Here is a 15688-nt window from a genome sequence, read left to right as displayed (position 1 = left end):
ACCTTTTCTCACGCATGAGAAAAGGCAGACCCTTTCCTCTTATCGCTCAGAGAGTTTTAACACTCTGCATCCTTTAGCACCATTCTTCTAGTTAGAAGTGGTTGCTGGGCTTCTTCGGGGGTGTTCCCTCCACCTACTCTTGATAAGAGATAACTTGTCTTTATCCTACTAAATTAAGCAATATAAATCAAGAGCTATTAGGATAATCGCACTTTTACTCCACTAATTTTATGATATACTTTAATATATATGGACACATTTATAGTTATGGAGGATTCTGATGGAAAATACTGCGACCCTGATTGAAAAATTAGTCAATAAACAAACGACACATAATCAACTCTCAACTGCTCAACTTGTAGAGGCTTCGATTAGACGTAACGAGGGAAAATTAACAGATAAAGGGGCTCTTGCTGTTACAACTGGTAAGTATACTGGACGTAGCCCTAAAGACCGCTTTATTGTAAGCGATGCGAAAACTGAAAATACTGTGGACTGGGGAGAAATTAACCAGCCGATCGAAAGTGAAGTTTTCGATCACTTATTCAAAAAAGTTGTGAACTACCTAGACGAAAGAAATGAATTATTCGTATTCAACGGATACGCAGGTGCGGATGAAGACACGCGCTTAAATATTCGTGTAGTAAACGAATTTGCATGGCATAATCTATTTGCCAAAGACTTATTTATTGAGCCTGATACTAAAGAAGAAGGATTAAACATCGATCCTGGATTCACAATCGTTTCTGCACCTACTTTCAAAGCAAACCCTGAAGTAGATGGAACGAAATCAGAAACTTTCATTATAGTAAACTTTACTGAGCGTATTGTGTTAATTGGTGGAACTGAGTACGGTGGAGAAATGAAAAAATCAATCTTCTCTGTAATGAACTACTTATTACCTGAAGAAGATGTTCTTGCAATGCACTGTTCTGCAAACGTAGGGAAAGACGGAGACGTGGCACTATTCTTCGGTTTATCTGGTACTGGCAAAACGACATTATCAGCTGACCCTACTCGTGAACTGATTGGTGACGATGAGCACGGTTGGAACAAAAAAGGTGTATTCAATATCGAAGGTGGGTGCTATGCGAAAGCAATTGATCTTTCTAAAGAGAAAGAACCAGAAATTTACGGTGCAATCAAATTTGGTACTGTTTTAGAAAACGTTTGGTTAGACGAAACACATACACCAGACTACAAAAATAAAGATTTAACAGAAAACACACGTGCCGCATATCCACTTAAACATATTGAAAACGCGCTTATTCCATCAAAATCAGGACATGCAAAAACAATCATCTTCCTAACAGCAGATGCTTTCGGAGTATTACCTCCAATTTCTAAATTAAATAAAGATCAAGCGATGTATCACTTCTTAAGTGGATTTACATCTAAACTTGCAGGTACAGAACGTGGTGTCACATCACCTGAACCAGTATTCTCAACATGTTTCGGTGCGCCATTCTTACCACTTCATGCGTCAGTTTATGCAAATAAGCTTGGTGAATTAATTGATGAGCACAACGTAAATGTATTTTTAGTCAATACAGGATGGACTGGCGGCGAGTACGGCGTCGGAGAACGTATGAACTTAAAATACACAAGAAGTATGGTAACTGAAGCAATCTCAGGAAACTTAGAAAAAGGTGAATTTGTAACAGACGAAGCATTCGGCTTACAAATCCCAACTTCAGTGAAAGACGTACCAAGCGATGTATTAAACCCAAGAGACACATGGAGTGACAAAGACGCTTACGATAAAAAAGCAAACGAACTCATCGGTTCATTCAGAGAAAACTTCAAGAAATTTGGAAATGAATCAGCATCCTTCGCAGAAAAAGGCGGATTCTAAATATGAAAGCCAAACTCGTAGAGAGTTTGGCTATTTTTTATGAGTTTTTAATGATATTACCAATTTTTATATCGATCACCCCTTATTAAACGATTTAAGAGTTTAATAAAAAAAGACTCAAATATAATATTGAGTCTCTTACATCATCTTTGTTTGTTCATACAAATATTTTATGCATGGGTCTTTCAATAGGATGCTCTTGTCTTTATCGTCTATGTCTTCTAGGTGTTCGTAAAGAACTGGTCCGAGTGTTTCGTGGTAGTCGCATTTTTCGATAAATGTATCGACTTCGACTTTGTACACTGCTTTCTTGAACGGTTCTTCATCATATACTGTGTATGTTCCTAGGTATGTGATTGTCTTAACTTTTGCGCCGGTTTCTTCAAATAGTTCACGGCACACTGCATCATAAATCGTCTCACGATCTTCTAATTTTCCACCTGGAAATTCAATGCCTCTTTTTTTATGTCGAGTAAACACATACTTCCCGTTAAATGTCGGGATTGTTAGAATATGTCTCGCTTCAATTGACTCATCAAAACGAAGTTCTACTCTCGTTCCAATTGGATCTGTAAATACTTTCATGTCAACACCTCTAAATTGCACATGTATTTCATATATATTATAGTAGATTAAAGTAAAGAAAGCCTGGTGTATATGAAAAACTTATTTATAAAATTCATCCGTTTCTATCAAAATAAAATATCACCAATGTCTCCGCCGTCTTGTCGCTTCTATCCTACGTGTTCAAACTACGCGATTGAAGCGATTGAAGAGCATGGTGCTTTAAAAGGTACAGCTTTGGCAGCGATTCGCATTTCAAAATGCCATCCACTTCATAAAGGTGGGTTTGACCCAGTACCTCCCAAAAAGTATAAGCAAAGATAAACACACTCTTTGCTTTATTATTTGATGTATTTCTCTTGATTCAGCTTTCTTGATATTTTTCCAGTATCTGTGTAAATAATCGATTCAACAAATCGAATCTCTTTCGGATGTTTATATCGTGCAAGTACCTTATCAAAATGGTTTCTAACTTCAAGTTCAATCATTCGATTTGGTGGCCCATCAATCAATAGCACCGGAACTTCACCCCATGTGTCATCTTGTTTTTTTACAACCACACAACTTCTTGTTCCGATGTGTTTTGAAACGATTTCTTCAATCTCTTTTGGATAGATATTTTCTCCACCACTGATGATCAAATCTTGTCTGCGATCTAAAATATACACATAACCGTTTATTACCTTAGCAACGTCACCAGTATTAAAATAGTCACCTTCATAGAAAATATCCGCATTCAAATATTTTTTCGTCACACTCTCACCACGAACGAGTAGCGTACCATCGGCCTTCACTTTAATATTATCCGATACTTTCCCTACTGCACCAGATAAAATCTCGTCGTCCGTGTATTTTATCATCATAATTTGTGAACATGTTTCAGTCATACCAAATGAGTTATACACAGGTAATCCCTTTTGGATCGCATATTTCAGTAGTTTTGGAGTAGTGTTCGCGCCACCCATAAGTACTCCTTCTAAAGAATCGAGGTACACATCTAGCACATCTAAAATTCTGCGCAACATTAAAGGAACAAATGACGTATGGGTCACTCTACGTTTACTAATCTCTTCAATTACGTGCTCTGCATTAAATTTTTTATGAAGGATGAGCGTCGATCCCGACAACACTGTGCGTATCAAAATCGAAAACCCTGAAATATGGAAAATCGGATTGACCATCAGCCATCTACTAAACACGTCATACTTCATGCCATCTTGGCAATTTACATGAGATGCAAAATGATTTTTATACGTTTGAGTCACAGCTTTAGAATTCCCAGTCGTTCCACTTGTGAACATAATCGTTAATATAGAGTCCTCTGTCGTATGGACAACAGGCATTTTATCTTCACAATTACATTCATTAAAGATAAAAACACGCATCTCCTCGAGATCTAAATCAACAGTTGTGATGACTGTATCCACTTTGACAGTTCTTAACTGCTTAACAAGTTCACTTTTAGTTAGACGTGTATTTAACACGACCATCTCTACACCGCGCTTCATAAGTGCGTGTATCAAACGTAAACTGTCCAAACTGTTATCCATGAATACCCCGACTCTATCAGGTAATTGCCCCAGACGAATGGCATCATGATCTGTAAGGTCATCGAGCTCTTTATAACTGAGTATGTTGTCATCATAAATCACAGCTGTTCTATTGCCATATTTTTGTGCAGCAGTCTTTAGCCAGTTCATCTTATCACCTCAAAAGAAAAAGCCTGAACAAAGGTCCAGGCAATAATTATTTTATGGGAATTTAGGAAATTGATCGAAGTCTGGTGTACGTTTTTCTTTAAACGCGTCTCTTCCTTCTTTCGCTTCGTCTGTTGTGTAGTAAAGTAATGTTGCATCTCCAGCAAATTGTTGTAATCCTGCAAGACCATCTGTGTCTGCGTTCATTGCTGCTTTTAAGAATCTTAAAGCTGTTGGTGAGTGTTGCATAATTTCTTCACACCATTTAACTGTTTCATCTTCAAGTTCACTTAAAGGTACAACTGTGTTTACTAAGCCCATATCTAAAGCTTCCTCAGCATCGTATTGACGACATAGGTACCAAATTTCACGTGCTTTTTTGTGTCCTACGATACGCGCAAGGTAACCTGAACCGTAACCTGCATCGAATGAACCCACTTTAGGTCCTGTTTGACCGAATCTAGCGTTATCAGCTGCGATTGTTAAGTCACAAACGACGTGAAGTACATGTCCACCACCGATTGCCCAACCTGCAACCATTGCAATGACTGGTTTTGGTGTCACACGAATTAAACGCTGTAAGTCTAATACGTTTAAACGTGGAATATTATCATCTCCTACATATCCACCGTGCCCACGAACTTTCTGGTCTCCACCAGAACAGAATGCTTTGTCGCCTTCACCTGTTAAAACAATGACACCCACATTTTGGTCGTCTCTCGCACGGCTGACTGCATCGATCATTTCAGATACTGTAAGTGGTGTAAATGCGTTATGCACATGTGGACGGTTGATCGTGATTTTTGCAATCCCGTTATAAAATTCATATTTAATTTCTTTATATTCTTTTAAAGTTTCCCAAACGCGTGACATTACTGTCCCTCCAATAAAAAATTAATTACTGTCTCATTAAATTCTACACTATTTTCAAGATGAATGTTATGCCCAACATTTTTAATGCATGTAAAAGTCGCATCTTCAAATACTTGAAGCATTTGATTTCCAAGTCTGACAAACTTTTCATCTTTTTCACCAGCTAAAATTAGTATTTTTTTACTCGATTTCATAATCGGCCAATAGTTCGTTTGTGTCCCCGTACCATACTTTCTTAAACTATCCGCAACTTCTAGTGGTGTTTGACTCAGTCGTAATTCTTTTTGTTCATTTTTTGAGTCAGTATCAAGTTTAATTTGAGATGAAAACAATCCTAAATTTGACCACTTTTCAATAAATAATTCGTAATCTGCTTCAATAGAGAGCGCTCTATATTCATCAATCTCTATGCGCTCTTGCCTTTTATCGTCATCATTTATTCCAAGTGTTGTACTCTCTAAGACTGCACGATTTACTCTTGTTTCATGATTGTATATAAGTGACGCTGCAACACGTCCACCCATCGAATATCCAACCACATGCACACTCTCGAGCTTACATTCATCTAGCACTTCGACAATCCAATCCGCGATTGTATCGATCGTATAATCAATACCAACACTTTTACTTTTACCGAATCCAGGTAAGTCGACAAGCAAGATATTGAATGTCTTTTCGTATTCTGAAATGTTGTCTATAAAAGCACGGTGGTCAGATAAAAACCCATGTAAAAATAAAACTGTTTCTTCTTTAGAATGATTTATATACTTAAAATTCAAATGACTGCACAACTGTCGCCACTTCTTTTCTTAATTGTTGATGTTGATGTAAGTTATCTTCACGATCTGTGATGATTTCAATCATGACTCTACCTGACTGATTTAACATTTGATCTGTTAAATCATCGAGAGTTTTCACCCGGTAATAGTTAAAGTCATAAAATTTAGCTGCATGCGAAAAATCTAAATCTAGCGGCGTTCCAAATAATCGTTCAAAATACATCTTCTCTTGATATTGAGGTAAATAGCTAAAAATATTTCCACCATTATTATTAAAGACAACGACAGTAATATCAATCTTTTCTAACTTCGAAAGAAGTAAACCATTGATATCATGATTCATTGCTATATCCCCAATAAAGAGCGTAGTTGGTGCTTCTGTCGCCGCTCCCAATGCACTTGATACGACCCCATCAATTCCATTCGCGCCACGGTTTGCGTAAACATTCAGTCTTCGGTCTACGTCATAGCGTTCAAAGTCACGAATCGGCATGGATGAACTTAAGAACACATTCTTATCATTCATGCGTTTTAATATCTCATACATAAATCGTCCTTCATCATCGTGATTTTGAACGTGTTTCGCAATAGATTCACGAATGTTGTTATCGAGTTTATATAGATTCGTTTCCTCGTCACTCTCTTCTATTAAGCACCTTAAAATTTGAGTGATATTGCCAACATATGTCTTGTTAGGAGTAACAGGATATGGCTTCACATCAATAAACTCACTGACTAAAATCTGTGGCAGATTCACTTTTCCTAAGAATTGATTTGTCGACTTACTTGTCACCGGTTCTCCTACTCTAACAATGTAGTCGTATGATTTTTCAATCGATTTAATGTGTTCTTCTGTTACATGACTAAAAATAAGGTCATGCGACGTAATCGCATTCTTCTGAAATACGCGTGTATTTTGACGTGGATCCATAATCGTGTCTACATTTTTAAAGTTAAATACTGGTTCTAACGGATCTAAAGACTCTATCGTTTCTCCAATAATTAAAAGAATCTTACCTTTAATTACAGTAATATTTTTAGGTACAGTGACCGATTCGTTAGATTCAACTTCAGTCGCCTTAAATAAATCTGTACGAGTTAAATCAGGCATCAAAGGCTCCCTTATCGGGATATTAATTGCGACAGGCCCACGATTTATACCAGATAAAAACATGCTCATCTGAATGATGCGGTTTTTAACCTCGTTTATCGTCACGTCGCTATTTTCAGCAATTGGTAACTCCACTTGATATCTCACAAAATTTTGATACATATTTGTTTGATTGATTGCTTGCGGGGCACCAACGTTTCTCAGTTCATGCGGGCGATCACTCGTAATGACAACTAGCGGTAAATGACTAAGCCCTGCTTCACTCACAGCAGGTAAGTAGTTCGCAGCGGCCGTCCCTGATGTACATAGAATTCCAACTGGACGCTTACTTACTTTTATTTTTCCTAGTGCAAAATAAGCGGCGCCGCGTTCGTCTGGATGTACGTATGTTTTCATCTTAGGATGTAACTCTGCAGCAATCGCAATAGGAGTGGAACGTGATCCTGGTGAGATTACTAGACTTGTCATGCCATACTTGTACAGCTCATCTACAAGCGTAAACACCTGTTTGGTTAAACTTTCTGTGTGTGACATTACAATGCCTCCAATACATTTAACATTGGTCTAAATTTGGTCATAGTTTCCACGTACTCGAGTTCTGGATCTGACCCTTCAACAATTCCTGCACCTGCAAATAGTGTGGCGCTAGAGCCTTTGATCAACATTGAGCGGAGTGCTACAACAAATTCTGCGTCGCTATTTTCACTGATAAACCCTAGTGGCGCCGCATATAACCCTCTTGTATAAAATTCATTTTCTTTGATATACTCTTGCGCACGTTTTTTAGGTAATCCTCCAACTGCTGGCGTTGGATGCATTTGATACAGCACATCAAAGATATTTGCGTCCTCGTTTAATTTTGCTTCAATTGGTGTGTACAGATGATAGATATAGCGGTTTTCCATAATGCTTGGTTTATCATTAAACACAATACCTTCAGTATATGGTTCAATATCACTGATAATAGAATCACGAACAACGATGTGTTCAAACAAGTTTTTCTCATCTTTTAAGAATTCAGCCTTGTTTTCATCGTTTTCTGTATCATCTTGCATTCTTGGAATTGAGCCTGCGATTGCATTAGTCACTAACTTATTGTCGAAGACATTAAATAGCTTTTCTGGTGTTTTTGAAACAAACACTGATTTATTCTTCTCGAAATACACAATATACGTCCCTGCTTCATCTAAAAGACGATTGATGATGAAATTTAAATCGATATTCTCATCCATACGAACAAGCAACTGTCTGGATAAGACCACTTTTAAGAATTCATCATCTAGAACATTCAATGTATTTTTAACGAGCTCTTTCCATTCATCTGGAAAAATTTCGTGTTCACTTTTAATATTACTGATACGCACTTTTACAGATGTACGTTCAATTCCTTCTAAAGTATGTAGAATATATTCAACAAGACCCTGCTTTTCTAACTCATCTTTTTCTACAATAAAAATCCCAGCATTCTGTTCTAAATCAAACTGCCATCTTGCGAGATGAAAACCGACCATATTAAAGTCCATCCACTCATCAGATGTACGTTTGTCGTCAAAACGCATGCCTCCAAATATATCTGCTTTCATAGTAAGTGATTCGTCTAATTTGATATATTGTAACTTTTGAAAAACTGTTGTCTTTAATTCTTCTAACGTGTTTGAGTCAAATGACGATCTCGTAAATCCATCAATATAATTGATGCCGATTTTATTAAACATATTCTCTTTTGATTTAAACCAATATCTCTCTCCCCTAAAATCTTTAAAATACTCTAAGATTCTAGCTTCAGTGATATTAAATCCATCTAACGGAAATACAACTGCTAGATACGGTGTATTTGATTCGAGTGTTAAATCTTCAATTATTTGTTGTGAAGACTGAACGTCCATTAATTCCACATTCCTTTTTTCAAAAATCCTCATGTATTCCTTTTATTTTATCATTTTTAAGGCAGACTTTGTATAATGTCTAAATGAATTGTGTTAAAATATGTCTGGTACTTATAGAAAAGGAAGATTTTATATGCAACATGCTGAAGTTTTAACTGGACATAAGAAATATATCAGCTTGACCCGTCCGCATACACTTACTGCAAGTTTTATACCAATTTTTGTAGGGACTGCGGCTACTCTACCATTTGGCAATATTAGATGGTCGATGTTTTTTGCTATGCTAATTGCAACACTCCTCATCCAATCCGCTACAAACATGTTCAACGAGTACTACGACTTTAAACGTGGACTCGATAGCAAAGACTCCGTTGGTATTGCGGGTGCAATTGTTAGAAATGGTATGAAGCCAAAAATTGTACTCACTTATGCGTTGGTGTTTTATCTTATCGCTGCACTTATCGGTATTTATATTGCGTACAGTTCAAGCTGGTGGATTTTAGTTATTGGTGCGATTTCGATGGCTGTCGGATATTTCTATACTGGCGGACCATTCCCGATTAGTTGGACACCTTTTGGTGAAGTATTTGCGGGGCTATTTATGGGAACGATCATCATCATGATTACGTTCTTCATTCATACGGGCACACTACATATTTTTCCACTCATCATTTCATTACCAATCGCTATTACGATTGGTCTATTGAATATGTTTAATAACATCCGCGACCGAGTGAAAGATGCTGCTAGTGGTCGTAAAACATTTGTAATTATTGTTGGAAAAGAACGTGCATCGCAAACTGTGAACTTTTTACTTATCCTCTGCTATTTATTTATAATTGTTCTCAGCTTCACTGATTTATTTGCATCATTATTTATGTTATTGCCACTATTATCAATCAACCAATATCGTAAAACCGTCACTCTTTTAAAAGAAGGAGATTTACCGATTGAACTCATTCCAGCAATGGCAGCAATGGGTAAGCTAAACACGATGTATGGTGTTCTATTCTCAGTCGGACTATTAATTTACGGTTTACTCGTTCATTAATTTTTCTTTCATATTGTTATTAATATTCTAAAAGTTTATACTATTATATGAATCACTTTAAATTTTTAGGAGGTCCATTTCATGGATTTTAAACGTTTTATCATTACGACTGGTCTCGCTTCTACTCTTGTTTTAACTGCATGTAACAGTGCAGATGAAGACACAAAGACTGAAGACAAGACTGAAGAAGTAAGTAAAGAAGCTGACACATCTGAAGTTAGTGTTGGTGAAGAAGTAGAACTCTCATTTGAAGGAGAATATGGTACTTACGATTTCTCTAAATTTGAGACGTTAGAAATCCCAGCAACAGATGAAGCAAAATCAGCTGCTAAAGAAGCTGGTGAAGAAGAGCCAGGACCAACAAAAGTTGTTGTCGCTGAATTCGAATACACAAACAAATCTACAATTCCTACATCTGCTTCAGAAGCATTTGGTTTAGATTTCGCTGTGAGACAAGTATCTGAAGAAGGTGTAAATCCAACGGATAACATGACTTTAGATGTACCTGAAGATAGTGAATATGCAGATATGATTGCAGATTCATCTGAAACAATGATTAAAGAAGGCGAAAAAGTGAAAGCTTTCGCAGCCTATGGTCCTATTGATGATGAACTAGAAACACATTTACAATCTAGAGATGGTATGGAATCGGAAGCTTTCGATGTCCTAATTAAAACAAAATAATTCTCTCTTTTAAGAATAGTAAACAGCCTCTAAGTCCACTTTGGACATAGAGGCTGTTCTTTGTTTTAATGTATTTTTAGAAGTCTCTGTTATCTGGATCTGTAGGAACACCTACCAGATATTCCATTTCATCAATCGTCTGCATGTCTTCATCGCTGATTTCAAAATCGAAGACTTCTGTATTTTCTTTAATGTATTCCGGAGTTACTGATTTAGGTAGTGGTAACGTACCATGTTGTAATGTCCATCTAATACAAATTTGTGCTACTGATTTACCATACTTCTCTGCAATTTTCAGTAAAGTATCATCATTTAATAACTTACCATTACCATTTGGAGAATACGCTTCTACTAAGATTCCAAGTTCTTTACATAATTCACGTGTATCCTCTTGTAACCAACCTGGGTGGAATTCAATTTGATTTACCATCGGTAAAATTTCTGCATCTTTAAGTGCTTCCATATGTTTCTTCTGGAAGTTAGATACCCCAATACTTTTCACTTTCCCAGCTTTGTAAAGATCCATTAACGCACGCCAGGATTCTTTGTTTAGCTCTTCCCAGTCATCATTTTGCTTTTCAATTGCTGGCCAGTGAATCAGATAAAGATCAAGATAATCCATACCCAGTTTTTCTAAAGAAGCTTCGTAAGCTGCAATTGTTTTGTCATATCCACGCTCTGTGTTCCAAACTTTTGAAGTTACAAACACATCCTCACGAGAAATCCCCGAATCCTTAATTGCCTTACCTACACTCTCTTCATTGCCATAAACTGCTGCTGTATCTATGTGACGATACCCTGATTTTAATGCCTCACTTACTGAGTTATATGCATCATCACCATCTGCTGTTTTCCAAGTACCAAAACCGACTACTGGAATTTCTAGACCATTTTTGAGTGAGTACGTGCTTCTTACGTTCTCCATTAAAACCTCTCCGTTCTTTTTCTTAATATAAATTTCGTTCCTGTGACATCGTGGGCAATTTCTCCACCTTCAACATACACTTTTACGGATGCTGCTTGGTGTAATTCACCATTAAAGTCTGTATATTTAATTAAAAGTCTCGCATTGAAAGCAGAATTTCCTTCAATATACACATTTAAATACAAAACATCATGCTCTACTAAACCTTGGTTATCCACAGATGGTTTTCCGTACTTGAAATCCGTGTCCATATCGTACCCTTGTAAAGTGAAGTCTTCAAGCTGAAATGGATTTGCATTGTTGTTGATGACTCTAAATTGGATTACTTTGCGTCCATCATCATTTACAAACTCTCTAACCTTATCAATTTCTAAATAAGGCTGCGTCAGCAATACTTCGCCACGCCCGCGTGCTTTATAGATAAAGAATGCGAATGAGATTGCGGCAACTGATAATATTAGTGCTAAAATCGAAATAAAGCTTAGACTTAAACCCAAAGTATTATCTCTCCTCTCTTCACTATTTCATATAAAATTTTACCAGATATTTCAATTACAACATAATAAAAGGTACTAAAAAACAGCCGTATAATATATACGACTGTTTCTAATTTTATCTTGTAGAGTTTTCAAGAAGTGAGTAAACTCCTGGTCCAAACGGAATGTTGAAGAAGAAGAATACAAGTAATAGCACAATCCACGCGAGCAAGAATGTGAGTGAATAAGGGAGCATCAGTGCCATATAACTTCCGATACTTGTGTTTTTATCATAACGTTTCATAAATGCCAAGATAATAATCATACTTGGGAATAATGGTGTTACGATATTGATACTTGAGTCTGCAATACGGTATGCCGCTTGGGTGAATGCTGGGTCATAGCCGAGCTGCATAAACATTGGTACGAAAATAGGTGCTTCAATTGCCCACTTCGCTGAACCCGATGTGATCAAGAAGTTTAGAAGTGCTGTGAAAATAACGTAACCAATAATAAGTGGAATCCCTGTAAAGTTGATATCTTTTAAGAATTCTGCCCCGTTTACTGCAATCCATGTACCCAAGTTTGACCAGTTGAAGTATGCTGTAAACTGCGCAATTGCGAATACAAGTACGATATAACCTGCCATCTCTTGAATGGCTTCTGTCATCTTAGCTGTAACATCTTTTGATGAACGAATTGTACCCACTGTAATACCATATGTTAAACCGATTAAAATGAAATATAAGAGTATAATCGGTACGATTCCTGAAAGGAATGGACTTGACATGATGCTACCATTTTCACCTGTGAGTGGTGAGTTTTTATCTAATAACATCCAAGCGAATAGTCCGCCCCAGTAAACGATTGTTAGAGCTAAAACAAGGATAACTCCAAGTTTTGCTCTCGGATGATCTTCTTGTGCTTCAATCTCATCGTCAATTTCGCCACCTTCATATTTACCAAGGCGAGGTTCGATGAAACGCGTTGTTACAAGACCACCAATGATTGTAAGCATGAATACCGATGCGATGTTGAAATACCAGTTATCGAGTGGTGACACGATTAATGATGGATCAACTAGTTTTGCTGCTTCAGTTGTAAGACCTGCTAACAGTACGTCTGTACCTGCGATAAGTAAATTTGCTGTGAATCCAGCACCAGCTCCTGCGAAACCTGCTGCAAGACCAGCTAATGGGTGCCTACCCACTTTGTAGAATACGAGTGCACCAAGTGGTGGGATGATGATGACAGCCGCATCACTTGCGATATTACCCATGATACCTACGAACACCACTGTATATGTAAGTAAGAACGGAGGAGATTTTAGAATCGTTTTACGAATTGCGTAATCTAAAAGTCCTACTTTTTCTGCTAATCCGATACCGAGCATCATTGAGAGTACTAAGCCGAGTGGTGCGAATCCTGTAAAGTTCGTTAATGTATTTTCTAGAATAAACTGTAGTCCTTCACCAGACAGTAGGTTTTTAACCGGTAACTCTTCCCCGGACGATGGGTGAGTTACTGTTGATCCTCTATTTGCAAAAATCCATGAAATTACCATTACGACAAATGATAAAATAACAAATAACGCAAACGGATCAGGCAATTTATTACCTACGCGCTCGATGACGTCAAGTATCCTTTGAAAAATACTTCTCTTTTTGTCTGCCATACAAACACCTCTTTTTCTATTTATAAAGACATTTTATATCAGTACATAATATATTGTCTAACTAAATTTTAAATTCAGATAATATTTTTGTAGACCTACATATAAACCTTGACAAAAATACTCTCATTGAAATCAATCAATGAAAGCTTCGTGTTTTTGGTGTTTATCTTATGTATTAAGGTGCGTTTACGTATATTTAGTATTATAAATAAAAAAACAGATTAGAAATCTAAAATACAAGATTTCTAATCTGTTTTATCTAAGGAGCTGGATTTTTTCCAGTCCTATTGGACACGTTTTTGACACCTAAGTCCCTGAAACGTTGTCACTATAACATTAAGTAGCGGGAACGGAGAGATTCGAACCCTCGCGCCGGTATGAACCGACCTACACCCTTAGCAGGGGCGCCTCTTCAGCCACTTGAGTACGTTCCCATATATGGCTCCACAGGTAGGATTCGAACCTACGACCGATCGGTTAACAGCCGATAGCTCTACCACTGAGCTACTGTGGAATATTATTCAATCAACATTTATTATTATACCAGTCCTCTTTTAAATTTCAATACTTAATCTTAAAAAACTTAATAAAAAAACAACATTGCTAAGCAATGTTGTTTGAAAGTATGGGTAATAGATGCATATAATTCAAATTTTGATTAATCGGGGGGGCTGATTAATTTATTTGATACACTTATATTATCATCTAATTGAGAATTATACAACTCTAATTGAGAATAAATGTGTCTATTTCTTAAATACAGCATTTTTATTTATAAAATTATAATTCTATTCTGACCAGAGACCACGTTTTTCTACCTTTGCTTCCTTCTCTGCTTTCTTTAAAATATCTACATAAGTATCATTTGGTGGATGAATATATCGAACGGTCGCTAGCCCTTCTCTGACTAATAACTCATTGACCATAACATCGTCTGCATATACGTATACTAAAAATCTATCATAATTATCCGTAATCTCATTATCAAACTCGACATATATATGTTCAGCATTATCTAATACTTCTTCAACTCTTTCAAGAGCTTCTTCAGCATATGGTTCACTCTTTTCACCATTACGTCCTATTTCTGGTGTATTGATAATTAAATATCTAAATGAATGACTTTCTCCATTAAATAGAAATTGTGTTGTATCGCCATCTGTATGACGATCCAGTTCCACTTCATATTTCTCAAATGAATTGATAACATTTCTATCATTTGTATGAACCACTTCTTCATTATTATCACCAAAGAAATAAACAAGAAGCATAATTCCTAAGACAACAATAAGCCCCGGTAGTCCTAATCTTTGATATTTCCTAAATGGCCGCCTACCATTTTTATAAAATTGTTCATTGTTACTTTTCATAAAATCATCCTTAAAACTATCGTTTAGATTATTATACATAAACTCTGTCCATTTATTATGAATTTTGTATAAAAATAATCAAAAAGGGCTTGAAAAATTTTAATTCATTGTGTAAGATATTATCTAGACGTTAAAAAACGTTAATATTATTATCGCGGGATGGAGCAGTTCGGTAGCTCGTCGGGCTCATAACCCGAAGGTCGGTGGTTCAAATCCGCCTCCCGCAATTTAGGTCCCGTGGTGTAGCGGTTAACATGCCTGCCTGTCACGCAGGAGATCGCGGGTTCGATTCCCGTCGGGACCGCCATTTTTTATTTTAAGCGTTAATCATATTTTAGGTTCTGTAGCTCAGTTGGTAGAGCATCTGACTGAAGATCAGAGTGTCGGCGGTTCGACTCCGTCCAGAACCACCATTTTGGCGATTGTGGCGAAGTGGTTAACGCACCGGATTGTGGCTCCGGCACTCGTGGGTTCGATTCCCATCAGTCGCCCTTACTTTTTATGCGGGTGTAGTTAAGTGGTATAACCTCAGCCTTCCAAGCTGATGTCGAGAGTTCGATTCTCTTCACCCGCTCCATTTTATTATTCCACAGTAGCTCAGTGGTAGAGCTATCGGCTGTTAACCGATCGGTCGTAGGTTCGAATCCTACCTGTGGAGCTCTGGCCCCTTGGTCAAGCGGTTAAGACACCGCCCTTTCACGGCGGTAACACGGGTTCGAATCCCGTAGGGGTCATATACTTG

Annotated in this window: 14 protein-coding genes, 9 tRNA genes and 1 riboswitch; of the genes, 11 read left to right on the top strand and 12 right to left on the bottom strand. The window is 37.2% G+C overall.

The window, feature by feature from the left end:
* Window positions 1–36 precede the first annotated feature (36 nt).
* Window positions 37–149, bottom strand: a riboswitch (SAM riboswitch).
* 131 nt (window positions 150–280) lie between these two features.
* A complete protein-coding gene (pckA, locus tag IEU51_RS00440; protein ID WP_186088309.1) occupies window positions 281–1855 on the top strand; it encodes a phosphoenolpyruvate carboxykinase (ATP) in 1575 nt (524 codons plus the stop codon).
* 138 nt (window positions 1856–1993) lie between these two features.
* On the opposite strand, the gene IEU51_RS00435 is transcribed toward pckA, so the two are convergent.
* On the bottom strand, window positions 1994–2440 hold the full coding sequence (locus IEU51_RS00435; protein ID WP_186088310.1) for an NUDIX domain-containing protein: 447 nt from the start codon (window positions 2438–2440) through the stop codon (window positions 1994–1996).
* 72 nt (window positions 2441–2512) lie between these two features.
* Here IEU51_RS00435 and yidD point away from each other — a divergent pair, with 72 nt between their 5' ends.
* A complete protein-coding gene (gene yidD / locus IEU51_RS00430) occupies window positions 2513–2743 on the top strand; it encodes a membrane protein insertion efficiency factor YidD (protein WP_186088311.1) in 231 nt (76 codons plus the stop codon).
* Between the two features lie 17 nt (window positions 2744–2760).
* Here the strand turns inward: yidD and menE are convergent, their stop codons facing one another.
* Genes menE through IEU51_RS00405 form a run of 5 tightly spaced genes read right to left on the bottom strand, consistent with a single transcriptional unit; the run spans window position 2761 to window position 8765 of the window.
* Complete coding sequence (gene menE / locus IEU51_RS00425; RefSeq protein ID WP_186088312.1) at window positions 2761–4119, bottom strand: o-succinylbenzoate--CoA ligase; 1359 nt, start codon at window positions 4117–4119, stop codon at window positions 2761–2763.
* 51 nt (window positions 4120–4170) lie between these two features.
* Window positions 4171–4989, bottom strand: coding sequence for a 1,4-dihydroxy-2-naphthoyl-CoA synthase (gene menB / locus IEU51_RS00420; RefSeq protein WP_186088313.1), 819 nt, complete (start codon window positions 4987–4989; stop codon window positions 4171–4173).
* Window positions 4989–5768: a 2-succinyl-6-hydroxy-2,4-cyclohexadiene-1-carboxylate synthase gene (gene menH, locus IEU51_RS00415; protein WP_186088314.1), complete on the bottom strand. Its 780-nt coding sequence runs from the start codon at window positions 5766–5768 to the stop codon at window positions 4989–4991. The genes menB and menH overlap by 1 nt, the downstream gene beginning before the upstream one ends.
* Window positions 5758–7413 (bottom strand): 2-succinyl-5-enolpyruvyl-6-hydroxy-3-cyclohexene-1-carboxylic-acid synthase, encoded by a 1656-nt coding sequence (menD, locus tag IEU51_RS00410; RefSeq protein ID WP_186088315.1) that lies wholly within the window; start codon window positions 7411–7413, stop codon window positions 5758–5760. The genes menH and menD overlap by 11 nt, the downstream gene beginning before the upstream one ends.
* Window positions 7413–8765 (bottom strand): isochorismate synthase, encoded by a 1353-nt coding sequence (locus tag IEU51_RS00405; RefSeq protein WP_186088316.1) that lies wholly within the window; start codon window positions 8763–8765, stop codon window positions 7413–7415. The genes menD and IEU51_RS00405 overlap by 1 nt, the downstream gene beginning before the upstream one ends.
* 133 nt (window positions 8766–8898) lie before the next feature.
* Here IEU51_RS00405 and IEU51_RS00400 point away from each other — a divergent pair, with 133 nt between their 5' ends.
* Window positions 8899–9816, top strand: a complete 918-nt coding sequence (locus tag IEU51_RS00400; protein ID WP_186088317.1) for a 1,4-dihydroxy-2-naphthoate polyprenyltransferase — start codon at window positions 8899–8901, stop codon at window positions 9814–9816.
* An 81-nt stretch (window positions 9817–9897) separates the two neighbouring features.
* Entirely contained in the window at window positions 9898–10500 is a 603-nt protein-coding gene (locus tag IEU51_RS00395; protein ID WP_186088318.1) for a DUF5067 domain-containing protein, read from the top strand.
* A gap of 76 nt (window positions 10501–10576) precedes the next feature.
* On the opposite strand, the gene IEU51_RS00390 is transcribed toward IEU51_RS00395, so the two are convergent.
* The 6 genes from IEU51_RS00390 to IEU51_RS00365 form a co-directional block, all read right to left on the bottom strand.
* Window positions 10577–11425, bottom strand: a complete 849-nt coding sequence (locus tag IEU51_RS00390) for an aldo/keto reductase (protein WP_186088319.1) — start codon at window positions 11423–11425, stop codon at window positions 10577–10579.
* Window positions 11425–11922: a hypothetical protein gene (locus IEU51_RS00385; RefSeq protein ID WP_186088320.1), complete on the bottom strand. Its 498-nt coding sequence runs from the start codon at window positions 11920–11922 to the stop codon at window positions 11425–11427. Before IEU51_RS00385 ends, IEU51_RS00390 begins: the two co-directional genes overlap by 1 nt.
* 115 nt (window positions 11923–12037) lie before the next feature.
* Window positions 12038–13576, bottom strand: coding sequence for an AbgT family transporter (locus tag IEU51_RS00380; protein ID WP_186088321.1), 1539 nt, complete (start codon window positions 13574–13576; stop codon window positions 12038–12040).
* A 344-nt stretch (window positions 13577–13920) separates the two neighbouring features.
* Window positions 13921–14010, bottom strand: a tRNA-Ser gene (locus tag IEU51_RS00375).
* A 5-nt stretch (window positions 14011–14015) separates the two neighbouring features.
* Window positions 14016–14090 (bottom strand) — tRNA-Asn (locus IEU51_RS00370).
* Window positions 14091–14364: 274 nt separating this feature from the next.
* The gene (locus IEU51_RS00365; RefSeq protein WP_186088322.1) at window positions 14365–14946 is read right to left on the bottom strand and encodes a thermonuclease family protein; all 582 of its coding nucleotides are present in this window, start codon (window positions 14944–14946) and stop codon (window positions 14365–14367) included.
* Window positions 14947–15099: 153 nt separating this feature from the next.
* Between IEU51_RS00365 and IEU51_RS00360 the strand changes: the two genes are divergently transcribed.
* The 7 genes from IEU51_RS00360 (at window position 15100) to IEU51_RS00330 (ending at window position 15680) form a co-directional block, all read left to right on the top strand.
* Window positions 15100–15173 (top strand) — tRNA-Met (locus IEU51_RS00360).
* Window positions 15174–15177: 4 nt separating this feature from the next.
* Window positions 15178–15253, top strand: a tRNA-Asp gene (locus IEU51_RS00355).
* Between the two features lie 30 nt (window positions 15254–15283).
* Window positions 15284–15359, top strand: a tRNA-Phe gene (locus IEU51_RS00350).
* Between the two features lie 5 nt (window positions 15360–15364).
* Window positions 15365–15437: transfer RNA gene (locus tag IEU51_RS00345), tRNA-His, on the top strand.
* Between the two features lie 12 nt (window positions 15438–15449).
* A tRNA-Gly gene (locus IEU51_RS00340) sits at window positions 15450–15523 on the top strand.
* Window positions 15524–15532: 9 nt separating this feature from the next.
* A tRNA-Asn gene (locus tag IEU51_RS00335) sits at window positions 15533–15604 on the top strand.
* Window positions 15605–15608: 4 nt separating this feature from the next.
* Window positions 15609–15680: transfer RNA gene (locus IEU51_RS00330), tRNA-Glu, on the top strand.
* The last annotated feature ends 8 nt before the right edge of the window (window positions 15681–15688 follow it).

The sequence above is a fragment of the Phocicoccus schoeneichii genome, from assembly GCF_014635565.1.
In the GTDB taxonomy this organism is placed as follows: domain Bacteria; phylum Bacillota; class Bacilli; order Staphylococcales; family Salinicoccaceae; genus Phocicoccus; species Phocicoccus schoeneichii.
The sequence above is the reverse complement of the archived record's forward strand: the minus strand, read 5'-3'. Positions and strand labels throughout refer to the sequence as shown.